This window comes from Rhizobium sp. YTUHZ045 (genome assembly GCF_051124255.1).
GTDB lineage: Bacteria > Pseudomonadota > Alphaproteobacteria > Rhizobiales > Rhizobiaceae > Rhizobium.
On record NZ_CP101434.1, the window covers coordinates 90426 to 115856 of the forward strand.

General features: G+C 62.8%; 25 protein-coding genes. 12 read left to right on the top strand and 13 right to left on the bottom strand.

What is annotated here, in order from left to right; all coding sequences use genetic code 11:
- Positions 1–66 precede the first annotated feature (66 nt).
- Both NMA58_RS27560 and NMA58_RS27565 read left to right on the top strand, forming a co-directional pair.
- Entirely contained in the window at positions 67–249 is a 183-nt protein-coding gene (locus NMA58_RS27560) for a hypothetical protein (protein ID WP_430959287.1), read from the top strand.
- Positions 250–718: 469 nt separating this feature from the next.
- Positions 719–1420, top strand: coding sequence for a DUF899 family protein (locus NMA58_RS27565; RefSeq protein ID WP_430959286.1), 702 nt, complete (start codon positions 719–721; stop codon positions 1418–1420).
- A gap of 20 nt (positions 1421–1440) precedes the next feature.
- Here the strand turns inward: NMA58_RS27565 and NMA58_RS27570 are convergent, their stop codons facing one another.
- The 6 genes from NMA58_RS27570 to hutI form a co-directional block, all read right to left on the bottom strand.
- Entirely contained in the window at positions 1441–2070 is a 630-nt protein-coding gene (locus tag NMA58_RS27570) for a J domain-containing protein (RefSeq protein ID WP_011427926.1), read from the bottom strand.
- 175 nt (positions 2071–2245) lie between these two features.
- Positions 2246–2821: a HutD/Ves family protein gene (locus NMA58_RS27575; protein ID WP_430959285.1), complete on the bottom strand. Its 576-nt coding sequence runs from the start codon at positions 2819–2821 to the stop codon at positions 2246–2248.
- Positions 2822–2826: 5 nt separating this feature from the next.
- Positions 2827–4500: a urocanate hydratase gene (hutU, locus tag NMA58_RS27580; protein WP_221139336.1), complete on the bottom strand. Its 1674-nt coding sequence runs from the start codon at positions 4498–4500 to the stop codon at positions 2827–2829.
- Between the two features lie 25 nt (positions 4501–4525).
- On the bottom strand, positions 4526–5329 hold the full coding sequence (gene hutG / locus NMA58_RS27585; RefSeq protein WP_434714697.1) for an N-formylglutamate deformylase: 804 nt from the start codon (positions 5327–5329) through the stop codon (positions 4526–4528).
- 235 nt (positions 5330–5564) lie between these two features.
- A complete protein-coding gene (gene hutH, locus NMA58_RS27590) occupies positions 5565–7100 on the bottom strand; it encodes a histidine ammonia-lyase (RefSeq protein WP_434714699.1) in 1536 nt (511 codons plus the stop codon).
- Entirely contained in the window at positions 7097–8359 is a 1263-nt protein-coding gene (gene hutI, locus NMA58_RS27595) for an imidazolonepropionase (RefSeq protein ID WP_434714701.1), read from the bottom strand. The genes hutH and hutI overlap by 4 nt, the downstream gene beginning before the upstream one ends.
- A 121-nt stretch (positions 8360–8480) precedes the next feature.
- Here hutI and NMA58_RS27600 point away from each other — a divergent pair, with 121 nt between their 5' ends.
- Positions 8481–9827, top strand: coding sequence for a formimidoylglutamate deiminase (locus tag NMA58_RS27600; RefSeq protein WP_434714703.1), 1347 nt, complete (start codon positions 8481–8483; stop codon positions 9825–9827).
- A gap of 60 nt (positions 9828–9887) precedes the next feature.
- A complete protein-coding gene (hutC, locus tag NMA58_RS27605; protein WP_097598836.1) occupies positions 9888–10610 on the top strand; it encodes a histidine utilization repressor in 723 nt (240 codons plus the stop codon).
- A 27-nt stretch (positions 10611–10637) separates the two neighbouring features.
- Here the strand turns inward: hutC (NMA58_RS27605) and hutC (NMA58_RS27610) are convergent, their stop codons facing one another.
- Positions 10638–11393, bottom strand: a complete 756-nt coding sequence (gene hutC / locus NMA58_RS27610) for a histidine utilization repressor (protein WP_085780927.1) — start codon at positions 11391–11393, stop codon at positions 10638–10640.
- Positions 11394–11585: 192 nt separating this feature from the next.
- On the opposite strand from hutC (NMA58_RS27610), the gene NMA58_RS27615 reads away from it, so the two are divergent.
- The 5 genes from NMA58_RS27615 to NMA58_RS27635 all read left to right on the top strand — a co-directional run bounded on the left by NMA58_RS27615 (position 11586) and on the right by NMA58_RS27635 (position 16267).
- On the top strand, positions 11586–12428 hold the full coding sequence (locus NMA58_RS27615; RefSeq protein ID WP_097598837.1) for a transporter substrate-binding domain-containing protein: 843 nt from the start codon (positions 11586–11588) through the stop codon (positions 12426–12428).
- A gap of 105 nt (positions 12429–12533) precedes the next feature.
- On the top strand, positions 12534–13259 hold the full coding sequence (locus tag NMA58_RS27620; protein ID WP_434714706.1) for an ABC transporter permease: 726 nt from the start codon (positions 12534–12536) through the stop codon (positions 13257–13259).
- 10 nt (positions 13260–13269) lie between these two features.
- Positions 13270–13974: an ABC transporter permease gene (locus tag NMA58_RS27625; RefSeq protein ID WP_097598839.1), complete on the top strand. Its 705-nt coding sequence runs from the start codon at positions 13270–13272 to the stop codon at positions 13972–13974.
- 26 nt (positions 13975–14000) lie between these two features.
- Entirely contained in the window at positions 14001–14777 is a 777-nt protein-coding gene (locus NMA58_RS27630) for an ABC transporter ATP-binding protein (RefSeq protein ID WP_097598840.1), read from the top strand.
- A complete protein-coding gene (locus tag NMA58_RS27635; RefSeq protein ID WP_434714709.1) occupies positions 14774–16267 on the top strand; it encodes an HAL/PAL/TAL family ammonia-lyase in 1494 nt (497 codons plus the stop codon). The genes NMA58_RS27630 and NMA58_RS27635 overlap by 4 nt, the downstream gene beginning before the upstream one ends.
- A gap of 13 nt (positions 16268–16280) precedes the next feature.
- Here the strand turns inward: NMA58_RS27635 and NMA58_RS27640 are convergent, their stop codons facing one another.
- A complete protein-coding gene (locus NMA58_RS27640) occupies positions 16281–16823 on the bottom strand; it encodes a hypothetical protein (RefSeq protein ID WP_434714711.1) in 543 nt (180 codons plus the stop codon).
- A 166-nt stretch (positions 16824–16989) separates the two neighbouring features.
- Between NMA58_RS27640 and NMA58_RS27645 the strand changes: the two genes are divergently transcribed.
- Positions 16990–17727, top strand: a complete 738-nt coding sequence (locus NMA58_RS27645) for a phosphatase PAP2 family protein (protein WP_434714713.1) — start codon at positions 16990–16992, stop codon at positions 17725–17727.
- A gap of 81 nt (positions 17728–17808) precedes the next feature.
- Here NMA58_RS27645 and NMA58_RS27650 read toward each other — a convergent pair whose 3' ends face one another.
- The 4 genes from NMA58_RS27650 to NMA58_RS27665 all read right to left on the bottom strand — a co-directional run bounded on the left by NMA58_RS27650 (position 17809) and on the right by NMA58_RS27665 (position 21485).
- A complete protein-coding gene (locus NMA58_RS27650; RefSeq protein ID WP_434714715.1) occupies positions 17809–20370 on the bottom strand; it encodes a GcvT family protein in 2562 nt (853 codons plus the stop codon).
- Positions 20371–20637: 267 nt separating this feature from the next.
- The gene (locus NMA58_RS27655; protein WP_434714717.1) at positions 20638–20877 is read right to left on the bottom strand and encodes a hypothetical protein; all 240 of its coding nucleotides are present in this window, start codon (positions 20875–20877) and stop codon (positions 20638–20640) included.
- Between the two features lie 11 nt (positions 20878–20888).
- Positions 20889–21149 (bottom strand): hypothetical protein, encoded by a 261-nt coding sequence (locus tag NMA58_RS27660; RefSeq protein WP_434714719.1) that lies wholly within the window; start codon positions 21147–21149, stop codon positions 20889–20891.
- Positions 21150–21485 carry a helix-turn-helix domain-containing protein gene (locus NMA58_RS27665; protein ID WP_434714721.1) on the bottom strand — a complete coding sequence of 112 codons (336 nt, stop codon included), beginning with the start codon at positions 21483–21485 and terminating at the stop codon, positions 21150–21152.
- A 240-nt stretch (positions 21486–21725) separates the two neighbouring features.
- Between NMA58_RS27665 and NMA58_RS27670 the strand changes: the two genes are divergently transcribed.
- A complete protein-coding gene (locus NMA58_RS27670) occupies positions 21726–22787 on the top strand; it encodes a class I SAM-dependent methyltransferase (RefSeq protein WP_434714723.1) in 1062 nt (353 codons plus the stop codon).
- A gap of 14 nt (positions 22788–22801) precedes the next feature.
- Here the strand turns inward: NMA58_RS27670 and NMA58_RS27675 are convergent, their stop codons facing one another.
- The gene (locus NMA58_RS27675) at positions 22802–23644 is read right to left on the bottom strand and encodes an AraC family ligand binding domain-containing protein (protein ID WP_434714911.1); all 843 of its coding nucleotides are present in this window, start codon (positions 23642–23644) and stop codon (positions 22802–22804) included.
- 244 nt (positions 23645–23888) lie between these two features.
- Here NMA58_RS27675 and NMA58_RS27680 point away from each other — a divergent pair, with 244 nt between their 5' ends.
- A complete protein-coding gene (locus tag NMA58_RS27680) occupies positions 23889–25355 on the top strand; it encodes an alpha-glucosidase/alpha-galactosidase (protein WP_097598950.1) in 1467 nt (488 codons plus the stop codon).
- Positions 25356–25431 lie beyond the last annotated feature (76 nt).

Consider the following 25431-nt stretch of genomic DNA (forward strand, 5'->3'; position numbering starts at 1 on the left):
ATCCTCTCATCCGCCCCCGGAACCATGTCGGCAGCCCGGACTTCTTCCCTGGAAAGGAGACAGACAATGTCGACGAATGATGAAAACGTAAAGCCCGAGCAGCGCCGTCCCAAGGATGTCAATGTGGTTCCCGGCAAGCCGGAACCCACCGACGCCGAATCGATGGCGCCGCCGGCCGTGCAGCCGGCTGGGGAGGGCGACAAAAGCGAGCGGCCGGTGGTCAATCCGGTGACCGGCGCCGCCCTTTAGTGGCCGCATGCTAAAGATGATGCAAAAAGCCCTTGAAACGGCGAATGCAAGCGTCCATATAGCGGGCCTGCCTGAAAAATGGATGCGCCCGGTATCGACGTTGTCGAGCTGTTCGCTGTCCGACAGGATAAGGGCGCTCCCCGCAAGGGTCGAGCGCCCTTTTTGCATTCAGGCATCCGGCGTCCGAGCAGTTTTGTGTGGCGAGCGTGCATAATCCCACCAAGATCTATATAGCACTTCGGAATCCCGAAATAGGTTGCGGGATTGAAATCATTGATTATTTCTTCGCGACGACACCGCGCAAAACGGCTCGAATTTCGGAATCCCGAAGCGGGGGAATTTCGGGATTCCGAAGTGGGATATTTTTCGCCGCCCTGTCGATTTTCGCATCTTCCGATCGTCATTCCAACGATGTGCTGCATATTGCCCTGAGGTCGGCACATCATCAGGCAACGACAGGAGGATTGCCATGGATAACCGTCAGCTGGTACCCGCCGCCGTACTCGCGGCCAAGAATGCCGTTCGTTTCCCGAATGAGAGCGAGGAATATCGTATCGCCCGCGATGCGCTGTTGGCCGAAGAGATCGAATTGCGCCGGCACATCGAGCGCGTGGCAAGACAGCGCCGGGCGCTGCCGCCGGGCGGCGAGGTGAAGAAGGATTATCGCTTCGAAGGCGCCGACGGGCCGATCTCGCTGAGCGAGCTCTTTGCCGACAAGGAGACGCTGATCGTCTATAGCTACATGTTCGGGCCGGAGCGCGAGCGTCCATGCCCCATGTGCACCTCGCTGCTGTCGGCCTGGGATGGCGAGGTGCCGGATATCCAGCAGCGCGCCGCCCTTGCGGTGGTCGCGCTTTCGCCGATCGGCAGACTGCTCGCCTTCAAGAAGGAGCGCGGCTGGCACCACCTGCCGCTTTATTCCGATCCGTCGGGCGATTACAGCCGCGACTATCACGCCATAGGCAGAGGCGGCGGCGATGACGCCGCCTACAACGTCTTCACGCGGCGCGACGGCACGATCCGCCACTTCTGGAGCCAGGAAATGGGCGGCGTGACGGCTGATCCCGGCGAGGATCCGCGCGGCGCGCCCGATCTGATGCCGCTCTGGACGCTGATCGACACGACGCCGGAAGGCCGGGCGCCGGACTGGTATCCGAAGCTGTCCTACTGATGGTTTTAGCGCGCGCTGCGTCAGCCGGTGGAGCGGTTTCTGGAGGTCTCGATCCATTCGAGATTGGTCACAGAAGCTTCCGGCAGCAACGACGGATCGAGATCGTAGACGTAGCCGCTCAGCATGTCGGCGGCGCGTTCGGCCGCCTTGATCTTCGCCTCGGTTTCCGCGACCGCCTTGGAGATCGCTTCGATGCGGGCGCGGAACATATGGGCGAGCACATCACGGCCGGACTGCTTTTCCAACCGCTCCAGATGCAGGCCGACGCGCGAGGCGTGGCGTTCCAGCTCGCTCTTGCTGAACCGCGCCTTGCGCAGTTCCTCGGAGAGGCTTTCCTGCATGACCGCGACCGGATCGAAACTGCCCGGCGCCCGCTCGTCGAGCACGGCGTCGGTCACGAGCTTCTCGATCATCACAAGCGCCTGCAGCTCGGCCGCATCGGCGAACTCGACGTCATAGCCGGTATCGTCATAGACCTTGCGGCGGACCGGATCGAGAAGCAGCGCATAGGCTTTCTGCAGATTGTCGAAGGCTTCCGTATCGCCGCCCGAATCAGGATGGGCGACCTTTGCCAGGCGCCGGTAGGCCGCCTTCAGCTTCGCCTCGTCCGCATCGCGTTCAACGCCGAGAATATCGTATGGATCCGTCACACCTGCTCCCTTGCCGCCCTTGATGTCGCGGGCAGTCTAGGTCTTCTTCTGCATCAGAAGGGCAAAGTTTAGACCGAAAGCAGGAACGGCGTCCATGGCCTGATATCGCGATCGCCGATGCTGGCACCCTGATTTTTTCCGAAATCGATCGAAATTCCAAACCGTTAAGGGAAAATCAGTGAGTAGCGATCGAGATGAGATAACATCTGGCCTGGCCGTCGATATCAAGCGCAGCTATCGTCATATCCTCGATCAGCAGCGTGTCGCCGGCTGCAAGCGTCCCGGTCTCGCCCGACCGGCGGAATGACACCATGCCGCGGTGGCAGAGGAACAGGCATGTCGGCGATGGCAACGGCAGGCGCGTGGCGCCGTCGATGTCGATTCGGGCGAGGCTATGGGTGAGGCCGGCCCGGCGCGTCATGACGTTGAGATCGGTGATCGCGCCGTCTTCGAGCCTGGCGGTGACGGGGATATCAGCCGGGAAGGCAAGAGGAGTGCTTTGTGTCGTCAGCAGGACAGCAGCGCTGCCGTCGATCTCGAGCACCATGCCGTTGCCGTCGAGGACCGCCAGCGTCCGGTCGATGCCCGGGAAAATCGAGAACGCCCCGTTTTCCGCGACCGCCGCCATGCTGATGCGCCAGTCGAAATCGTCGATCGAGGCGCCAGGCGGGGAGACGGCGATCTCCACCGTCACCCCCTTGCCGTTCTTCCACGGCATGCGTTTGTAATCGCCGGCGCGCAGGATCCTCACGAGGCTCAGTTCCCGAGAATGCCGGGCAGGCGCAGGCCCTTGTCCCGGGCGCAGTCGAGGGCGATATCGTAGCCGGCATCGGCGTGGCGCATGACGCCGGTTGCCGGGTCGTTCCAGAGCACGCGTTCGAGACGCCTTGCTGCATCGTCGGTGCCGTCGGCGCAGATGACGACGCCGGAATGCTGCGAGAAGCCCATGCCGACGCCGCCGCCGTGATGCAGCGATACCCAGGTGGCGCCCGACGCGGTGTTGAGCAAAGCGTTCAGCAGCGGCCAGTCGGAAACGGCGTCGGAGCCGTCCTTCATCGCCTCGGTTTCGCGGTTCGGCGAGGCGACGGAGCCCGAATCGAGGTGGTCACGGCCGATGACGATCGGCGCGGAAAGCTCGCCGTTTCTGACCATCTCATTGAAGGCCAGCGCCAGGCGGTGACGGTCGCCGAGGCCGACCCAGCAGATGCGCGCCGGCAGGCCCTGGAAGGAAATGCGTTCCCTGGCCATGTCGAGCCAGTTGTGCAGGTGCTTGTTGTCGGGCAGCAGTTCTTTCACCTTGGCGTCGGTCTTGTAGATGTCCTCCGGGTTGCCTGACAGGGCTGCCCAGCGGAAGGGGCCGATGCCGCGGCAGAACAGCGGTCTTATATAGGCCGGCACGAAGCCGGGGAAGGCAAAGGCGTTTTCGAGGCCCTCGTCCTTGGCGACCTGGCGGATATTGTTGCCGTAGTCGAGGGTCGGAATGCCGGCGTTCCAGAAGGCGATCATCGCCTCGACATGTTCGCGCATCGAGGCGCGTGCGGCCTTTTCCACTGCCTTCGGATCGCTCTCGCGCTTGGCCTTCCACTCGGCCATCGTCCAGCCCTTCGGCAGGTAACCGTTGATCGGATCATGGGCCGAGGTCTGGTCGGTGACGATATCCGGGCGGATGCCGCGGCGGACCATTTCCGGCAGGATCTCGGCGGCATTGCCGAGCAGGCCGACGGATTTGGCCTCGCCTGATTTGGTCCAGCGATCGATCATTTCAAGCGCTTCGTCGAGCGTCTCGGCCTTGGCGTCGAGATAGCGGGTGCGCAGGCGGAAATCGATCGAGTCGGGATTGCATTCGACGGCAAGGCAGCAGGCACCGGCCATGACGGCGGCGAGCGGCTGGGCGCCGCCCATGCCGCCGAGGCCCCCGGTCAGGATCCATTTGCCCTTGAGATTGCCGCCATAATGCTGGCGGCCGGCCTCGACGAAGGTCTCGTAAGTGCCCTGGACGATGCCCTGCGTGCCGATATAGATCCACGATCCGGCCGTCATCTGGCCGTACATGGCAAGGCCCTTCTTATCCAGCTCGTTGAAATGATCCCAGGTCGCCCAATGCGGCACCAGATTGGAGTTGGCGATCAGAACGCGCGGCGCATCCTTATGCGTGCGGAAGACGCCGACCGGCTTGCCGGATTGGACGAGCAGGGTTTCCTCTTCCGTCAGCGTCTTCAGCGTCGCGACGATGCGGTCGAAGTCCTCCCAGGTGCGGGCGGCGCGCCCGATGCCACCATAGACGACCAGCTCGTTCGGATTTTCGGCGACGTCGGGATCGAGATTGTTCATCAGCATGCGCAGCGGCGCTTCGGTCATCCAGCTCTTGGCATTGAGATCATTGCCGCGGGGCGCGCGGATTTCGCGGATGTTATGGCGTGGATTGGTCATGACGGTTCCCCTGTCGAGTGAGCTTTTATCGTTTCAGGCCGGGTGCTATCTGTTCGAGGCGCACCAGAATGTTTTTGAGATGGACGCGAAGCCTGTCGGCCTTGGCGGCATCATAGGCGAAGGGCGACGCCTCGGTCTGCAGATGCGTCGATTGCGCGAGCTCCATCTGGATCGCGTGCACACCGGTCTCGGGCCGGCCGTAATGGCGGGTCGTCCAGCCGCCCTTGAAGCGACCGTTGAGCACGCTGTCATAGCCTTCGGCTGCTTCGACGACGGTGAGCGTCGCCTGCTCGATGGCTCCGTCGCAGGTCTTGCCCATATCGGTGCCGATGTTGAAATCCGGCAGCTTGCCTTCGAACAGGAAGGGAATATGCGAGCGGATCGAGTGGCAATCATAAAGGATCGCGACGCCATGGATTGCCCTGACGCGCTCGATCTCGGCGGCAAGTGCCGCGTGATAGGGCGCATGGAAATCCCTGAGCCGCGCAGCGATATCGGCCTCGGCGGGCGCCTGCCCGTCCTTCCAGATTGGTTTGCCGTCGAAGTCCGTTTCCGGAACGAGACCGGTGGTGTTCTGGCCGGGATAGAGGCTGACGCCGGCTGGATCGCGGTTGGCGTCGATCACGTAGCGATGGAAGGTGGCGCGGACCGTCGTGATGTTGTCGAGCAGCCCGTCATAGAGGTGGTGGATGTGCCAGTCGGTGTCGGCGAGGATACGGCCGTTGTCGTTGAGCCGGTCATAGATCGCAGGCGGCACCTCGGTGCCGGTATGCGGGAAGCCGAGGATGATCGGCGAGGTGCCCTGGCGGGTTTCGTATGGTGCGGTCATAGGCAAAGCGCTCCGGCGTTGCGGGCGTTACCCCCCTCTGTCCTGCCGGACCCGGGGTCGAGCCGCGGGTCTCGACCCGTCCTTCGGACCCCCACAAGGGCGAAGATCGACCCGCGGATGGGGCTGTGCCAAACAATTGATATTGGAGCGAGCGGGTCCGCCCAGCCGATCTCCCCACTTGTGGGGGAGATGCCCGGCAGGGCAGAGGGGGGTGCAAAGTGCACAGACATCACGATCAACCCTCCAAAACCGGCAAAATGCCATTCGAAACTGAATCGTTCAGCGCCCCCGTCGCCACCAGTGCGGCGGCGGCGGCGAGATCCCCGGCCATATAGCGGTCGCTATCGAGGCTCGGCACCTTGGCTCGGATCGCAGCGATCGCCTTCAAAAGCTCCGGGCTCGTCGACAGCGGCGCGCGCAGTTCGACGCCCTGGGCTGCCGTCAGCGCCTCGATGCCGATAATGGCGAACAGGTTTTCGGTCATGCCGAGCAAGCGCCGGGCGCCGTGGCAGGCCATAGAGACATGGTCTTCCTGATTGGCAGAGGTCGGCGTCGAATCGACCGAGGCCGGGTGCGACATCTGTTTGTTCTCCGACATCAGCGCCGCCGAGGTGACCTCGGCGATCATAAGGCCGGAATTCAGGCCCGGCTTCCTGGCGAGGAAGGCCGGCAGGCCATAGGAGAGGGTGGGGTCGACGAGCAACGCAATGCGGCGCTGCGAGATCGCGCCGATCTCGCAGATGGCGAGCGCGATCTGGTCGGCGGCGAAGGCGACGGGTTCGGCGTGGAAATTGCCGCCAGAGACGACGGAATTATCCGAGAGCACCAGCGGATTGTCGGTGACCGCATTGGCTTCGATCTCCAGCGTGCGGGCGACCGAGCGCAAGAGATCGAGGCAGGCGCCGTCGACCTGCGGCTGGCAGCGGATGCAATAGGGGTCCTGCACCCGCTCGTCGCCCTCGATATGGCTCTGGCGGATGACCGATTGTTCCAACAGGGCGCGAAGGGCTGCAGCCGTATCGATCTGGCCCTTATGGCCGCGCAGCGTATGGATGTCAGGATGGAAGGGCGCCGAGGAGCCCATGGCGGCATCGGTGGACATGGCGCCGGTGATCAGGGCGGCCTGGGCGGCGCGATGGGCACGGAAGAGGCCGGCGAGCGCCAGCGCCGTCGAGGCTTGGGTGCCGTTGATCAGCGCCAGGCCCTCCTTGGCGGCGAGCACGACCGGTTTCAGCCCGGCGCGTTCGAGGGCTTCAGCGCCGGAAAGGCGTTCGCCGTCGAAGAAGGCTTCGGCCTCGCCCATCATCACCGCCGCCATATGGGCGAGCGGCGCAAGATCGCCGGAGGCGCCGACCGAGCCCTTTTCCGGGATCAGCGGGATGACGCCCTTATCAAGCATGCCTTCGATCAGCCGCACCAGCTCCAGCCGCACGCCGGAAGCGCCGCGGCCGAGCGAGACCAGCTTCAGCGCCATGATCAGCCGGACGATATTCTCGGGTAGGGGCGCGCCGACGCCGCAGCAATGCGAGAGGATGAGATTGCGCTGCAGCGTGGCGACGTCGGCGCTGTCGATCTTGATCGAGGCGAGTTTGCCGAAGCCGGTATTGATGCCATAGACCGGCGCGTTGCCGGCGGCGATCTCGGCAATGCGGGCGGCGGCCTTGTTTATGCCGGCATCGAAAGCGGGATCGAGTCTTGCCGGCTCGCCCGTCCAGTAAATAGTCTCGAGGTCGTTGAGCGAGACGGTGCCCGGGTGGAGGGTGATGGTCATCGACCGTTCCTTTCGCCCTTGAAGATACGCGCATGAAGTGGGTTGAAGCCGATGCGGTAGACGAGCTCGGCGAGGGTTTCGACATTCCAGACGGCGAGATCGGCTGACTTGCCGGGCTCGATCGTTCCGGTCTCGGCGATGAGGCCGAGAGCGCGGGCGCCTTCGCGGGTGGCGCCGGCGATGCATTCCTCGACGGTGAGCCCGAACAGCGTCGCCGACATGTTCATGGTCAGCAGCATCGAGGTCAGCGGCGAGGTGCCGGGATTGCAGTCTGTGGCGATCGCGATCGGCACGCGGGCCCGGCGCAGCGCCTCGACCGGCGGCTTCTGCTTCTCATGGATGGCGTAGAAGGCGCCGGGCAGGAGCACGGCGACAGTGCCGGCAGCCGCCATCGCGGCAACGCCATCATCGTCGAGATATTCGAGATGATCGGCTGAAAGCGCGCCGTATGACGCAGCAAGCTTGGCGCCGCCGAGATTGGAGAGCTGTTCGGCATGCAGCTTGACCGGCAGGCCGAGCGCCTTCGCCTTGTCGAAGACCCGGGCGATCTCGGTCGTGGAAAAGGCGATGCCCTCGCAGAACCCGTCGACGGCATCGGCGAGGCCGAGATTATACATGTCGTCGAGGCCGGGCAGCACGACATCGTCGAGATAGTCGCCGTTGCGGCCTTTGTATTCCACCGGCGTCGCATGCGCGCCGAGATAGCTGGTGGCGACGCGCACCGGTCTGATATGACCGAGAAGGCGCGCGCTCTGCAGCATTTTCACTTCGCCGGCCCGGTTCAGCCCGTAGCCGGACTTCACTTCGATCGTCGTGACACCTTCGGCAAGCAGCGTATCGAGCCGCGGCAGCGCTTCGGCGACGAGGTCTTCGACCGACAGCGCATTGGTGGCCTTCACCGAGGACACGATGCCGCCGCCGGCGCGGGCGATTTCTTCGTAGGTCGCGCCGGCAAGGCGCATCTCGAATTCGCCGGCGCGATTGCCGCCGTGAACGATGTGGGTGTGGCAGTCGACGAGACCGGGGGTGACCCAGCGGCCTTCGAGATCCACGATCTCGGATTTCTCGATGGCGGATGCCGGCAATTCGCTTTCGGCGCCAGCAAAGGCGATACGGCCCCCTTCAGTCAGCACGGCGCCCTTTTCGATGATGCCGAGACCTGCTCTGTCGGGCGCCAGCGTCGCAAGCCGCGCATTTCGCCACAGCACCGGCCGGATATCGGCGGATGGGGTACCCTCAGAAAAATTGTTCCCGCTCATCAGCTTTGCGCCTTTCCTTATGCCGAAACATGTATATACATAATCAACAGGTGACAAGAGAAATTTTGCGCGCTTTTCTGGAAAAGAAAGATCGGCGGCGCGGCAGGAGGAGAAGAAGGCCATGACCATACTTCACGCGGAGACGGCGCTGACGTCGCAAGGCTGGCGGAAGAACGTGCGGCTGACGCTCGAAGAAGGTCGCATCGCCCGGGTCGAGCCCGACGCTGCCGCAGCACCCGGCGATGAGCGCCATGCCCTGATCGTTCCCGCCATGGGCAACCTGCACAGCCATGCCTTCCAGCGAGCGATGGCCGGCCTGGCCGAAGTGCGGGGGCCTGCCAGTGACAGCTTCTGGAGCTGGCGCACGGTCATGTACAAGTTCGCCCTGGCGATGACGCCCGATCATGTCGAAGCGGTCGCCGCCAAGCTCTATGCCGAGATGCTGGAGGCGGGCTTTTCCCGTGTCGGCGAATTCCACTATCTCCACCATGACACGGATGGCGGCGCTTATGCCAATATCGCCGAGCTTGCCGAACGCATCGGTGCTGCGAGCGAAGAGACCGGCATCGGCCTGACGCTTCTGCCGGTCTTTTATGCCCATTCCGGCTTCGGTGGTGCCGCGCCGATTGAAGGCCAGCGACGCTTCATCAATTCGCTGGAAAGCTTCGAAAGGCTGATGGATGGGTGCCGTGTGGTGACCGGCCGGCTTGACGGCGCCGAACTCGGGCTGGCGCCGCACAGCTTGCGGGCCGCCACTCCCGAGGAGTTGGCGAAGCTTGTGCCGATGGCGGGCGACGGGCCGATCCACATCCATGTCGCCGAACAGGTGAAGGAGGTCGAGGACTGCATTGCCTGGTCCGGCGCGCGGCCGGTGGAATGGCTGCTCGATCATGCGCCGGTCGATCAGCGCTGGTGCTTCATCCATGCAACGCATATGACCGAGGACGAGACGCGGCGGATGGCGAAGAGCGGGGCGATTGCCGGCCTCTGCCCGATCACCGAAGCCAATCTCGGCGACGGCGCCTTTGCCGCGCCGCTCTTCCTCGAAGAGGGCGGCCGTTACGGTATCGGTTCGGATTCAAACGTGCGGATTTCCCTGCCGGAGGAATTGCGCCAACTCGAATATTCGCAGCGCCTGGCGTTGCGCGCCCGCAATGTCGTCGCGGCACCTGGCGGATCGACGGCGCTTTCGCTATTCACCCACGCACTTGCTGGCGGCGCCGGCGCGCTGAGAGCGCCGGCCGGCCTCGTCGAGGGTCATCACGCCGATCTCGTTTCGCTCGATACGTCAGCCGTTCCCTACCTCTCGGGCGATCAGATCCTCGATCACTGGCTGTTTGCCGGCGGCGTTTCCGTCGATTGCGTGTGGGCGCGCGGCTTTAAGCAGGTGGAAGGCGGCCGCCATCGCGAGCGCGACGCAATCGACCGGCGGTTCCTTGCCGCAATGGGCGAGTTGCTGGCGGCCTGAAAAAGCACTTTTCCTTTCAAGGCATTCGATCTAGACCGGAGAACCAATCGGAACGTGGCGATGAACCAAAGCAGGGATCTGACCTTGCACCAGCGCATCCTGGGCGAGATCGAGGGGCGTATCGTCTCGGGCGAATGGCCACCGGGGCATCGTATTCCCTTCGAGGTCGACCTCGCCACGCAGTATGACTGCTCGCGTATGACGGTGAACAAGGTGCTGACTCAGCTCGCCAAGGCGGGCCTGATCGAGCGCCGCAAGAAATCCGGCAGCTTCGTCACCCAGCCGCAGGCGCAATCGGCCGTGCTCGAAATCCACGACATCAAGGCTGAGGTGCAGTCGCTGAACCTGCCTTATTCCTATGCGCTTTCGAAGAAGGCGAGCCGCAAGGCGAAAGCGGAAGACAGAAGCCGGCTGGAACTGCCCGTGGCGTCTTCGGTCATCGAGGTGGTCTGCGTCCACAATGCCGGGGCGCGGCCCTTCTGCCTTGAGGAGAGGCTGATCAGCCTTGAAACCGTGCCTGAGGCCGCCGATGCCGATTTTCTGACGGTGGCGCCGGGGCCGTGGCTGCTCGGCCAGGTACCGTGGAGCACGGCCGAACACCGGATCCACGCGGTCTCCGCCAGTGCCGAGGTGGCCGCGGCGCTCGACATTCCGCGCAACACTGCCTGCCTGGTAGTCGAACGCCGCACCTGGAGCGGCGCCGGTCCGGTGACCCACGTCCGTTTCACCTATCCGGGCGATCGCCACGCGCTGGTGGCGCGATTCACGCCGGCCTCGCAGTAGGTTCCATATACAAGATGGCGAGTGTTTTCACTCTTCGAACATCTTGCCGCTGCGTGCTTCGAGCCGATAGCGATAGCCGGGATAGACGAGGCGGGCGGTCGAGACCACCTGTTTTGCCGACCATGTGCGCCGGCGGATCGTCAGGCACGGCTCGGTCTTGAGAATGGTGAGCAGCTTGCATTCCCAGGCCTGCGGCATCGCCGCCTCGACGACATGCTCGGAGCCGCTGAGCGGGGCGGCCGCCGTCAGATAGGCGTTCGGCGTCAGCGTCGTGAAGTCCTGCTTGAGATAGTCGGGAGCGGCTTCCGGATGGACAAAACGGTCCTCGATCTGCACCGGAACGCCGTTTTCGCTGTGCACGATCAGCGAGTGGAAGACCGCCGCGCCGATTTCAAGTTCCAAGCTGTCGGCGATCTCGGGAGAGGCGGTTTCCTGGGCAAGAATGACGACAGACGCCTCATGAACATGGCCGCGTTCGGCGATCTCCTCGGCGATGTTGCGCACCTCGAACAGCGCCGAATAGCCCTTGCGCTCGGCGACGAAGGAGCCGACACCCTGGATGCGGACGAGTTCGCCCTCGTTGGCAAGTTCGCGCAGCGCCCGGTTGGCGGTCATCTTGCTGACGCCGAGCTCGACGACCAGTTCGTTTTCCGAGGGAACGCGGTATTTCGGCGGCCATTCACCACTGTGGATGCGGTCGAGGATCACCTGTTTGACGCCGGCATAGAGCGGCGTGCTGTCATTTCCTGCCAGGTCGCGTTTCATCTCGTCGGAACGCTTCATTGCCTATTCCTTTTGCACGGATGCAATTCGCCATATAAATCGACTTTTCTCTTGCATATCACAAATTTTCTCATATGGTACCATATACAACCTCCCGAACAGTCCTCGATGAAAAAATAGGACGGAACGGGCAAGCCGGCGGAGATCGGCGGTGCCGCAAGGTCTGTTTCAACTCCAGAGGAGAATTCATCGATGAAATTAAGCGCAATCCTTTTTTGCGGCGTCGCCGCCTTTTCCGCTTTCGCAGCTCCGGCCTTGTCCAAGGACTGGACGAAGGCGACCATCACCCTTGAGGGCGCTTATGCGCCTTGGAATCTCACCAATGCCGACGGTACGCTTGGTGGCTTCGAGCCTGAGCTTGCCAAGGTGCTCTGCGAGCGCGCCAAGATCGAATGCACGCTGGTTGCCTCCGATTGGGACGGTATGATCCCGGCGCTCAACGCCGGCAAGTTCGACGTCATCATGGATGCGCTGTCGATTACCGAAGAGCGGCGGAAGATTATTGATTTCACCATTCCCTATGCCGCGACTCCCGCCGCTTTCGCCACGGCCAAGGATAGCCCGCTCGCCAATGCCGCCGGCACCGGCGCCACGATCAAGATGACGCCCGGCCAGACCGGCGTGAAGGAGATCGACGCGCTGAAGGAACTCTTCAAGGGCAAGACCATCGGCATCCAGGCGGCGACCGTCTATGCCAAGTTCGTCTATGACAATTTCGGCGATATCGCCGAGATCCGTGAATACAAGACCGGCGCCGATCGCGACCTCGACCTGCAGAACGGCCGCATCGACCTCGGCTTCGACGACGCCGTCTATTTCGCCAATGCCTTTGAGGCAGCCAATGGCGCGCTTGCTTTCACCGGCCCGGAGATCGTCGGCTCGATCTGGGGCGAAGGCGAAGGCCTCGGCATCCGCAAGGCCGATACCGAGCTGCGTGACAAGTTCAACGAGGCGATCAAGTCGACGCTGGCCGACGGCACGGTCAAGAACCTTTCGATGAAATGGTTCAAGGTCGACGTCAGCCCGCAGCAATAAGCCTTACGGCCTCTTGGCCGCAGGTGCGGTCTCCGGCTTTAACGCCGGAGACCGCGTGTTATTCTCAAATCCATAAGACACTGCCGCGGACGGGGAACGGACGATATGGCAAGCTTGGAACTGCTCGGCTTCGGTTCAACCGGATGGGGCGCGCTGCTCATTCTCGCCGCCTTGATGACGCTCGCCGTCACGGCGACGGCGCTGGCGATCGGCGCGGTGCTGGGCGCGATCGTCGCCTTCGCGAAACTCTCCGGCAGTCCGCTCCTCATCACGCTCGGCAATGTCTATACCACCGTGTTTCGCGGCGTGCCGGAACTGCTGATCATCTATCTCATCTATTTCGGCGGCTCCTCGGCCGTCACCTCGATCGGCAAGGCGATGGGCTACGAGGGTTTCCTCGGCCTACCGTCCTTTGCCGCCGGCGCGCTTGCCGTCGGCATCATCTCCGGCTCCTATCAGGCGGAAGTGTTCCGCGGCGCCTTCCTCGCCATTTCCAAGGGCGAACTCGAAGCCGCCTCGGCGATCGGCATGCACCGCGGGCTGCGCTTTCGCCGCATCATCATGCCGCAGGTGCTTCGCTTCGCTATTCCGGGCCTCGGCAATGTCTGGCAGCTCAGTCTTAAGGATTCGGCGCTGATCTCCGTCACAGGCCTTGCCGAGCTGATGCGCACCAGCCAGGTGGCGGCGGGCTCGACGCGGCAGTATTTCCTGTTCTTCATCGCCGGCGGCGCGCTCTACCTGATCCTGACCAGCCTTTCGGACCGCATCTTCAACGGCGCCGAACGCCGCGCCAATCGCAGCATGCCGGCATCGGCCATGGGCCAGGCGTAAGGAGGCGAAGATGGATTTCACCTTTCTCGCCTCGACCATGGTCACATTGCTGAAAGCCGTGCCCACGACGCTCATCCTGTTTTCGCTGTCGATCTTCTTCGGCGGCCTGCTGGCCCTCGTCATTGTCTGGATGCGGGTCAGCGGCAACCGACTGCTTTCGGGCTTCGCCAAAGGTTATATCTTCGTCTTCCGCGGCTCGCCGCTGTTGATCCAGATGTTCCTGGTCTTCTACGGCCTCGGCCAGTTCGGCGTCATCCGCTATTCCTTCCTCTGGCCGTTCCTGCGCGAGCCGATGGTCTGCGCCATCCTGTCCTTGGCGCTCTGCACGGCCGGCTATACGGCGGAGATCTTCCGCGGCGGCATCCGTGCCGTGTCGCCGAAGGAGATCGAGGCGGCGCGCTCGATTGGCATGTCTGGTTTCCTGCTGGTGCGCCGCATCCTGGCGCCGATCGCCTTCCGCCACGCGCTGCCGGCCTATTCCACCGAGATTGTGCTGATGATGAAATCGACGGCGCTCGCAAGCCTCGTCACCGTCTGGGAGGTCACCGGCGTCGCCCAGCGGCTGATCTCGCAGACCTACCGGACGATGGAGGTCTTCCTCTGCGCGGCGATCATCTATCTCGTTCTGAACTTCATCATCCTGCAGGGCATGGCCCTGCTTGAATATTCGCTCTCCCGACACCGCCGAGCGGCCCCGCAGCCGCTGAAGGCATAGGCGTTTTTGACCTGATTGGAGCAACCATGCCAGGCGTCACCCGACTTTCGGTTCGCAACATCCGCAAGAGCTTCGGCACCCATGAAGTGCTGCGCGGCATTTCCCTCGATGCCGAGGACGGCGACGTGATTTCGCTGCTCGGCGCCTCCGGCTCGGGCAAATCGACCTTCCTGCGCTGCATCAACCTGCTCGAAACCGCCAGCGACGGCGAAATCTGGGTCGACGGCGAGCATATCGAGATGGTCCACAAAAACGGCAAGACAAGGCCGGCGAGCCAGAAGCAGGTCGACCATATCCGCTCCGAACTCGGCATGGTGTTCCAGTCCTTCAACCTCTGGTCCCACATGACCATCCTGCAGAATGTCATCGAGGGCCCCATCCATGTGCTGAAGCGGCCGCGCGCCGAATGTATCGCCGAGGCCGAGGCGCTGCTCGAGAAGGTCGGCATCGCAGACAAGCGCCATGCCTATCCCGCCCATCTCTCCGGCGGCCAGCAGCAGCGCGCCGCCATCGCCCGCGCGCTGGCGATGAAGCCGAAGGTCATGCTGTTTGACGAGCCGACCTCGGCGCTGGATCCGGAACTCGTCGGCGAGGTGCTGCGCGTCATGCGGGCGCTTGCCGAGGAGGGCATGACCATGCTCGTCGTCACCCACGAGATGAGCTTTGCCCGCAATGTCTCGAACCGCGTCGTCTTCATGCGCGAAGGGCTGATCGAAAGCAGCGGCACGCCGGACGAGATGTTTGCCGGCGGCGCCACACCCGCCTTCCGCCAGTTCATCGGTCATTTCGGAACGGGTCGATGACGGTCGTCCTCGATAAGGTGCTGGGCTGGCGCGATGTTGCGCGCGTCGGGGCAGGGGAGGCGCTTGCGCTGTCGCCGGCTGCCTGGGCGCGGGTCGAAAGGGCAAGCCGGATCGTCGCGCGCATCGTCGAAACCGGCGTGGGCGCCTATGGCGTCAACACCGGCGTCGGGGCGCTGGCCGATACGGTGGTCGACCGCGCCTCGCAGAGCCTGCTGTCGCGCAGCATCGTGCTCAGCCATGCCTGTGGCGTCGGACCGCTTCTGCCCGCCCGCGAGGTGCGCGCCATCATCGCGGCCGAGATCGCTAATTTTGCCCACGGCCATTCCGGCGTGCGGCGTGAGATCGTCCAGCATCTTGCCGCCCTGTTGGAGCATGATTGCATTCCGGACGTGCCATCCAAGGGCTCGGCCGGTTATCTCACCCATAATGCCCATACCGCGCTCGTCCTGATCGGCGAAGGCAGCGCGACGCTCGCCGGACGGCGTATGAGCGGCCGCGAAGCGCTTGCGGCGATCGGGCTTGCCCCGCTGGTACTCGGCGCCAAGGAGGGTTTGAGCCTCGTCAACGGGACGGCCTGCTCCACGGGCTTGACCTCAGTGGCACTCTGGCGCGCCGAGCGGTTGCTCGACTGGGCCGATGCCATCGCGGCGCTGACGCTGGAAGCGGCTGGCTGCCAGATCGCCGCCTTCGACGAAGCCGTGCTGGCGCTTCGGCCATCTGCGGGAATTGAGAAAGTAGGCGCTGCGCTGCGCGCACGGCTCCAGGGCAGCGGTCTCATCGCCGCCGCCTTTGGCCGGCGCACCCAGGATGCGCTGAGCCTTCGTTCGGTGCCGCATGCCCACGGAGCCGCCCGTGATGTCTTCGACAATTCCGCCCGCATCGCCGATCAGGAGCTCGCTTCGGTAACGGACAATCCCGCCGTTTCAGGCACTCCGGAAGAACCCGTCGTCTCCTCCGAGGCGCATGCGGTCGCCCCGGCGCTCGGGCAGGCGGCCGACAGCCTCGCCGTTGCAATGGCGCAGCTCTGTGCGATCAGCGAGAGGCGCATGGACCGGCTGGTCAATCCACTGGTGAGCGGCCTGCCACCATTTCTGGCGAGCGATGCCGGCAGCCATTCCGGCTTCATGATCGCCCAGTATACCGCAGCGGCCCTCAGCAATGAAAATCGCCGCCTTGCCGCGCCCGCAGTGCTTGACGGCGGCCTGACCTCCGGCCTGCAGGAGGATTTCCTCGCGCATCCGACGGCTGCCGCCGGCAAGCTGCTCGCCGTCATCGACAATGCCGAATATATCCTGGCGATCGAGCTGATGGCTGCCGCCCAGGCGCATGATTTCCTGGCGGCGACGGCGCCGCGGGCGGCAGGCACGGATCTTATCTATCAGGCCGTGCGTGAGCGTATCACCCATTATGGCGACGAGCGGCCACTCAACGGCGATATCGAGGCCGTGCGCAGCCTGATCCGCGAGATAGCGCCGCCAGCGATGAATTGAATCGGGCGGACCGTCAGAACGGCTTGCTGGTTTCGGAATCCTGCTTCGGCTTCCCGCCGGCTTCAAGGCGTTTGAGGCATTTGCGATAGGTCGGGTAGAGCTGGTCAACCCGCGAGAGCGGCAGCGTCCAGTCGCCTTCGTCGCCGGCAAAGGTCAGTTGCACGTCGGGGGTTCCGGAAAAGGAGTTCTTGATGATCTTCTTCAGTCCGCCGCTACCCTTGCTGCCTACGGGCCAGAGGCGAAGAGTGGTCTTGTCGAAGAACTCGGCGGCGATGACTTTCGTCATCATGCGATCGGTCAGCGTCACCTCGGTCGTGGTGCCAGCCGGAATGTCCCAGCTGTTCTTCGACACCAGCCAGAAGGTTTCGATGGCGCTCTGGCGGAACTCGACGGTCTTGCCGATCTCGCTGTCCCACAGCAGCCGGCAATAGGGAGGGCTCTCACTCGCATAGCCAACCGACCATTGTCTTGCGTCGCCCATCCATTCGGTCTCGCCAAGGGCTGTGACCGGCTGCAGCATGGCTGCCATCAAAACCGCCGCCGTCAGAATTTTCATCGTCGAAACCTCTCCAACGCAATCCCCCCAGCCATAGCAAAAGAAGGTTGAGCGTTTGCTACCGCGGGTCCCCCGGCGGTCGCTAAATGCCGCAAGGTCTTGAATCCCGGGGGCGTATTGCCAATGTGGCAGGGGATCGACATGACGAAGGGAGTTGGCGACAGGCATGAGTGACGTTCAACGACGCAGGGTTTGGGCTAGGCTCAACGCATATGAGCCGCTGGCACTGATCACGGTGGCATCGATCGCCGGCGGCCTCTTCCTGCTGCAGCGGCTGACGAGCGAGGTTATCGAGGGCGAGACTCTCCGCTTCGACGAGTCGATCCTGCTGGCGCTGCGACATCAGGGCGATCTCAGCATGCCGATCGGTCCCGCCTGGCTGACGCACGCCGTCGGCGACATCACCAGCCTCGGCGGCATCACCGTTCTGTCGCTGATGACTGTCCTCATCACCGTCTATCTCTTGCTCGACCGGCGCTGGCCGATCGCGATCTTCGTCTTTTCCTCGGTGCTGTCAGGGTGGCTGGCGAGTACGCTTTTGAAGATCCTCGTCGCGCGGCCGCGCCCCGATGTCGTGCCGCACCTCGTCGAGGTGAGCGATCTCAGTTTTCCCTCCGGCCATGCCATGGTCTCGGCGGTGACCTATCTGACGCTCGGGGCGCTGCTGGCGCGCACACAACGTTATCCCTCGACGCGGATTTTCGTCATGGGCGCCGGCGTCTTCCTGGCCGTCATCATCGGTTTGAGCCGGATCTACCTCGGCGTTCATTATCCGACGGACGTTTTCGCCGGATGGTGCGCCGGCGCGCTCTGGGCGCTCGGCTGCTGGCTGATCTCGAAACAGTTCATTTCAAGCCGTCCCGTCGACGATAACGTCGAAACTGCCGCTGGCGACAGCAAATAGCATTCAGCAAAATTCTGCTACAGCCGCTCAGCCTCATGCGTGTGGCACCGCGTGCCTGCGGCGCCACACGTGCTTGAGTGATTAGGTGCGCGGCTTCAGATTTTCCGGGTCATAGATCGGCTTGTAGCCGACGCCGACGACTTCCACCGGATAGCTCTCGGCAAAATACTCGACCTCAAGCTTGCGTCCGACCTGGCAATGCGACCACGGCAGATAGGCGAGGGCGATGTTCTTGCCGACCGTCGGGCCGTAGGCGATCGAGGTCGTGTAGGACCGGCGGCCAAGCTCGTCGACCAGAACCTCTCCCGTGGCGGGATCGACGACCGGCAGGTTGCCGACGGGATAGCGCTTCACGCCTGTTTTGTCGGTATTCTCGGTCATGACGAGCGTGCAGAGCATGGCCGGCTGGTGCTCGCGCGCTTTGTATTCCAGATGCTTTTCCTTGCCGCGGAAATCGGCTTCCTTGACCTTCGGGCGGGCGAGATCGGCTTCGATCAGGTTGTACTGGGTCAGGAGGTCGGCGTTCTGCAGGCGCAGGCTCTTCTCCATGCGGCGCGAGTTCGCATAGGTCTCGACGCCGAAGGCCATGACGCCGGTCGAGCGCAGCGCATCCCAGACGGCGAGGCCGTCTTCGTACTTCATGTGCAATTCCCAGCCCTGCTCGCCCACATAGGAGATGCGGAAGGCGGTGACGGTCTTGCCTGATATTTCGATCGGCTTGATAGCCGCAAAGGCGAAGTTTTCCTGATCGAGCCCGGCCGGATCGGCTACGACCTTCTTTAGCGTCTCGCGCGCGTTCGGACCCCAGATGCCGATCGTCACGAATTTCTCCGAGACATCGGTGACGGTCACGTCAAGGCCGCGGTCTTGAGCGACCCGCTTCATATAGTGCAGATCGCGCGGGCCGGCATCGGCGCCGTTGACGAGACGGCAGCGGTCGGACATGCGGAACACGGTGAAGTCTGCGCGCACCATGCCTTCGTCGTCGAGGAAGTGGGTGTAAATGCCCTTGCCGATGTTGGCATCGCCGCCGACCTTGGCGGCGCACAGCCACTCCATCAGCTCGACATGATCAGGCCCCTCGATATCGACCATGTGGAAATGGCTGAGATTGACGATGCCGCAATCCTCGCTCATCGCCAGGTGTTCGGCATTCGAGACGCGCCAGAAATGGCGGCTGTCCCATTCATTCTCGCGAACCGGAACCCGGTCGCCATACTTCTCCAGAAGATGCTCGTTGGCGGCGTAGCCGTGCGCACGCTCCCAGCCGCCCAGTTCCATGAAGTAGCCGCCAAGCTCCTTTTCGCGCTCGTAGAAGGGCGAGCGCTTGATGTTGCGGCCGGATGCATAGGGTTCGCGGGTGTGAACCGCCGGGAAGTAGATCTTCTGGGCGGCTTCGAAGCAGCGGCCTTCGATAAATTCTTCCGTCAGCTGATGCGGATAGAAGCGGGCATAGTCGATGCTGTTGTGATCGATTTCGGTACGGCCATCGGTCATCCAGTCGGCGATCAGCTTGCCATAGCCCGGGCCGTCCTTGACCCAGATGGCAACGCAATACCAGAGACCGCGCACCTTCTGGCTCTCGCCGCAGGATGGGCCGCCGGCGGCGGAAACCTGCAGCAGGCCGTTGAAGGAGTGACCTTCGTTATAGCCAAGTTCGCCGAGGATCGGTGTCAGTTCCATGGCGCGCTCGAGTGGCTCGAGGATCTGTTCCATCTCGAGGTCGCGCTGGGACGGCGAAAGGCGTGCTTCGTGTTTTTCGAGAAGTTCGCGCGGATGGCACATGCGCGGATTGGTGGCTTCGTAATAGCCCCACTCGATCTGACCACCCTCGGTCGTCGCCGGGTCGCCGGTGTCGCGCATGTAGGCGGAGTTGCCCTGGTCCCGCAGCAGCGGGAAGCCGATTTCCTTGCCGGTGCCTTCGAACTCGTTATAGGGACCGAAGAAGGTGAGCGGATGGTCGACCGGCATGACCGGCAGGTCTTCGCCGACCATCTCGGCGATAAGGCGGCCCCAGAGGCCAGCGCAGACGATGACGTGGTCGGCCATGATGGTGCCGCGATGGGTGACGACGCCCTTGATGCGGCCGCCTTCGACGATCAGCGACTTCGCCGGGGTGTTGCCGAACACCTTGAGCTTGCCTGCCTTTTCGGCGGCGTCGACCAGCTTGCCGGCAACGGTCTGCGAGCGCGGAATGACGAGGCCGGCATCCGGATCGAAAAGGCCGCCCATCACCCGATCTTCCTCGATCAGCGGGAACTTCTCCTTGATCTCGGCGGGGCTGACATAATGGGCGCGGGTGCCGAAAGCGCGTGCCGAGGAAAGCTTGCGCTTGATTTCCTCCATCCAGGCGTGGTCGCCGGTTCGCGCCACTTCGAGGCCGCCGATGCGGGCGTAGTGGCCCATCTTCTCATAGAAATCGATCGAATATTGCGTCGTCCAGACCGACAGATAGTCGTGGCTCGTCGTGTAACAGAAGTCCGAGGCATGCGCTGTCGAGCCGATGTCGGTCGGTATGCCCGACTTGTCGATGCCGACGATATCGTCCCATCCGCGCTCGACAAGATGATGAGCGATGGAGGCGCCGACGATGCCGCCGAGCCCGATGATGACGACCTTTGCCTTTTCCGGAAATGCTGCCACGTGCTGTTCCTTCTATTTCCGCACGAATTAAAACTACCGAGCCGCGCTTGGCTTACGCTTCGCGTGAGATGCAGGAGTCATGTCAGCCTTGTGAGCGTGTCACATTTGCCGAAGCTGCAAAACCCCAGACCTCTCCCTCCCGAAGCTGGATAAGCCATTATGCATAAGGCTCACAATCGTCATTGGTCCTACGCCGTCGAGTAACGGCGTAATTGCGCCAGTCCGGATCGGGCTGAAGTTATTCCAGACAGAGCTCGCACGCCCCCATTACGGAGCTGAAATCGCCTGGAGCCGGTCAATGTCCCCCAGCACGATATCTTCGGAAACAGGTTCGCGATTGTGCAGTCGGAACCATTCGGCGGCGTCACGCACGCGGTCTCCGTGCGGCGGGGGATAGGCGCCCAGCCGAAGGACCCATTCCCGCACGGTCTCGCGCTCCATCCGCCCGGCCCGATATCGCTCGCAGACGGTTTTCGCCGAGGCGACGAGATCATTGATGCTTTTCACTGGGCTGCCCCTCAATGCACGGAAGGTTCTTCATCGTCGAGGAAGGAGCGGATGCCTTCCCGCTCCACGACCGCCAGGAATTCGTCGAAGGCCTCGCGATCGGTCGCAAAGGGCTCCTCCCAGCGGATCAGATCCTCCGCCTGGGTGACGACTTCCATCGTCCAGTCCTCATTGCTGCCGGAGGTTCGAAAAATATCGACGAGCACCGTCACCCCGTCTTCGGTGAATTCCCCTGCCAATTCGGAGTGCTCGAGCTTCTGTTTCTTTGCCATTCAACCGCCAGCGCCGGGAGGGGCGTCGTTTTTCAGATATTCTTCATATTGGACCGTCTCGGTCTCGTCAGTGTCTATAGAAGCCGATGCAGGTCTTGCCAAGCGAACGCCGGCGCCGCCGCCGTTTTCCGGGATGAAAAGCACGCCCGCATCTTCCAGGCTGCGTTTCATATCACGCAAGGCCTGGTCATCAGGGGAAAGTTTTCCAGCCTCGTAACCGGCAATCGTCGCCCTGGCGATCCTGGAGGCTGAAGACAGATCCTCCTCGGACCACGCGAGAAGAGCACGTGCCGCGCGGCACTGAGATGGAGATAGATTAAAGTCATTATCTGGCATTGAATCACCGATGGTCGTCTCGGTCAGCAACTATGAGAGATGTAACCGCCGGAGAAGAAAGCAAGGGAATGTGGTGGTGACGCGGAACGGCGCACGCTGTCCGCCTCTGAGGGGTGGGTCGCGTGCGTTCGTGATACCCGATCGGACCGCGCTACCCTCATTGGGCGATAGGAAGGTTGATTGACTGAATATCATGAGAGTCTAATTTAAGCCGCTTTATCACGCACCCGGGAGGCAACAATGCGTGAGCCGGATATGCAGAAACTCGATGCGCTGGTCGGTCGTCTCGTTGGAGACGTCGGCGCCGCCATGTCAGGTGCCTTGGTCGTGCTGGGCGACAAGGTGGGGTTGTTCAAGGCGTTGGCCGACGGGACACCTTTGAGCGTCGAGCAGCTCGCCGCGAAAACCGGCGTGAAGGAGCGCTACCTCCGGGAATGGCTGAGCGCCCAGGCTGCCGCCGATTATGTCACTTACGATGAAAAAACAGATCGTTTCAGCCTGACCGCGGAACAGGCGATGGTTTTTGCCGAGGAAAACAGCCCCGCCTTCTTCGTCGGCGCCTTCGAGGTCGTGCAATCCATGTGGATGGACGAGGCGAAGGTCGCCGATGCCTTCCGCACCGGCACGGGCCTCGGCTGGCATGAGCACAGCACCTGCCTATTCCGCGGAACCGAGCGCTTCTTTCGCCCGGGCTACAACAGCCATCTGGTGAATGAATGGATTCCGGCTCTTGCCGGGATGGAGGAAAAGCTCAAGGCAGGCGCCAGGGTTGCCGACGTCGGCTGCGGTCACGGCGCCTCGACCATCTTGATGGCGCAGGCATATCCCGCCTCGCGTTTCACCGGCTTCGATTATCACGGCCCTTCGATCGAAAGGGCAAAGGCCGCCGCTAAAGACGCTGGCGTCGCCGATCGCGTGACGTTCGAGCAGGGCAAGGCGGCCGAATTTCCCGGGAGCGGCTATGATATGGTCGCCATGTTCGACTGCCTTCACGATATGGGCGATCCGGTCGGCGCCGGTCGGCACGTCAAGGATACGCTTGCCCCGGACGGCACTTGGCTGATTGTCGAACCCTTTGCCCACGACCATCTGAAGGACAACCTCAATCCTGTGGGCCGCGTCTATTACGGCGCCTCGACGATGATCTGCACACCGGCATCGCTCTCACAGGAGGTGGGGCTCGGGCTCGGCGCTCAGGCAGGAGAGATGAGGCTGCGAAAGGTGGCGCTGGACGCCGGATTCACGCATTTCCGCCGCGCCACCGAAACGCCGTTCAACATGGTGTTCGAGGTGCGGGCCTGAACGAACGACGCCGGCTATTTCGGCTTTCCGATGCTGGCATACATGCCGGTCGTGCGGAATTCGGTCGGGTTGGTGCCGTAGACGCGGCGGAAGACCTTCGAGAAATAGTTGGCGTCCTCGAAGCCGCACATGATGGCGACTTCCTTGACCGGCAGGAAGTCCGCCTTGGTCAGAAGCTTGACGGCGCGCTGCAGGCGCTGCTGCAGCACGAATTCGGCCGGCGGCATGCCTTCGCTCTCGGCGAAGCTGCGCGAGAAATGCGCGCGGCTGAGGCCGACGATGGCGGCGAGTTCGCTGACCGGCAGCGGCTTGTCGAGATTGGCGTTGATATGGTCGATCACCGGCTGCATGAGGCTGAGTTCAGCGGCAACAGCCGCCGAGTTGAAGACATCGTCATAGAGCGCCATTGCCGCTTCATAAGCGATCGCCGAGGCCGCCCCCGGCGACGTCGCGCCCTTGACCAGACGCAGGCTGCAATCGGCGAGATGATCGATGGTCGAGGGCTGCAGCTTCAAGACCGGACCGGCTGTGGAAAGCACCAGCTTGTGGATGCGCAGCGTTTCCTCGCCGTTCATCGAAATCCAGAAATACTCCCAACGCTCGCCCTTCTCCAGCCAGTAGCGGTGGTTGTGGGGGACGAGCACGAGCAGCGTATCGCCGCCCTGCAGGCGATAGTTGCGGTTCTGGTAGCGCAGCCGGCCGGTGCCGCTGATCGTGTGCTGCAGCACGGTGAAGGGCGTCTGGCCGCGCCGGCGGCCGTCCCAGTCGTAGGTCTCGTTCTCACGCACTTCATAGCCGGCGCTGGTCGGCATTGCGTGCAATCGCTGCCGGCCGCGAGGCAGCGAAACCGTCCTCATCGCCTGTCCGTTGGCAATCAAATCCTGCAGCACAAAATTACCCCTGAAAGCATAATCCTTCTCTGGTCGCCCTGCCGATTTCGGGCATAATCCCGCTCGACAAGAAAGAAGAGACTGCGGCCGATGGAGCGGCCGGGAGGAAAACAGGCAGTTTTACGGCTTTTTCAACCACATGCGCCGGCATGCGGTCTGCTCCTCCGTATCAATCTTTTCTCTAGCATTCGATTGGGTCGAGGTGAAGATCATGAGTTTCAAAATCGCTATCATTGGTGCGGGCAGCGTCGGTTTTACCAAGAAGCTGTTCACCGATATTTTGTGCGTTCCGGAGTTTCGCGACATCGAATTCGCGCTGACCGATATCAGCGAACATAATCTGGAAATGATCAAGGCGATTCTCGACCGGGTCGTCGAGGCAAACAAGCTGCCGACCAAGGTGACGGCGACGACCGACCGGCGCAAGGCGCTGGAAGGCGCGCGCTACATCATCAGCTGCGTCAGGGTCGGCGGGCTCGAAGCCTATGCCGACGATATCAGGATCCCGCTGAAATACGGCATCGACCAGTGCGTCGGCGATACGATCTGCGCCGGCGGCATCCTTTATGGCCAGCGCAACATTCCCGTCATCCTCGACTTCTGCAAGGATATAAGAGAGGTCGCCGAACCCGGCGCCAAGTTCCTCAACTACGCCAATCCGATGGCGATGAACACCTGGGCGGCGATCGAATACGGCAAGGTCGACACCGTCGGTCTCTGCCATGGCGTCCAGCACGGCGCCGAACAGATCGCCGAGGTGCTCGGCGCCAAGTCGGTGCGCGAGCTCGATTACATCTGCTCCGGCATCAACCACCAGACCTGGTTCATCGATCTGCGCCTCAACGGCCGCAAGATCGGCAAGGACGAGCTGGTCGCCGCCTTCGAGGCGCATCCCGTCTATTCGCAGCAGGAGAAATTGCGCATCGACGTGCTGAAGCGGTTCGGGGTCTATTCTACCGAAAGCAACGGCCACCTCTCGGAATATCTGCCCTGGTACCGCAAGCGGCCGGAAGAGATCACCCGTTGGATCGATATGTCCGACTGGATCCACGGCGAGACCGGCGGCTACCTCCGGCACTCGACGGAAACCCGCAACTGGTTCGAGACGGAATTCCCGCAATTCCTGGAATCCGCCTCCAAGCCGATCGATCCCGCCAAACGCTCGAACGAACATGCCAGCCACATTCTGGAGGGGCTGGAAACGAACCGGGTCTATCGCGGCCATTTCAACGTCAAGAACAACGGCGTCATCACCAACCTGCCGTCCGATGCGATCATCGAATCGCCCGGCTTCGTCGATCGCTTCGGCATCAACATGGTTTCGGGCGTCACCCTGCCGGAGGCTTGTGCGGCGACCTGCATCGCCTCGATCAACGTCCAGCGCATGTCGGTACATGCGGCGGTCTCGGGCGATATCGACCTCTTGAAGCTTGCCGTGCTGCACGATCCGCTGGTCGGTGCCGTCTCGACGCCCGAGGAGGTCTGGCAGATGGTCGACGAGATGGTCGTTGCCCAGGCGCGCTGGCTGCCGCAATATGCCGATGCCGTGCCGGCCGCCAAGGAGCGGCTGTCGAAATCGAAGGTGCAGACCCGCGACTGGGCGGGCGCCGCCCGCCGCAACGTCCGCTCGATCGAGGAGCTGCGCGCCGAAAAGGCGGCTCTGAAACAGGCCGTGTAAATTCGTGAAGGATGGGTCGTCATGGGTTTCCGGGAGGGAAGTCCATCACATCAGACCCGCCTTCACATCGTGCGAG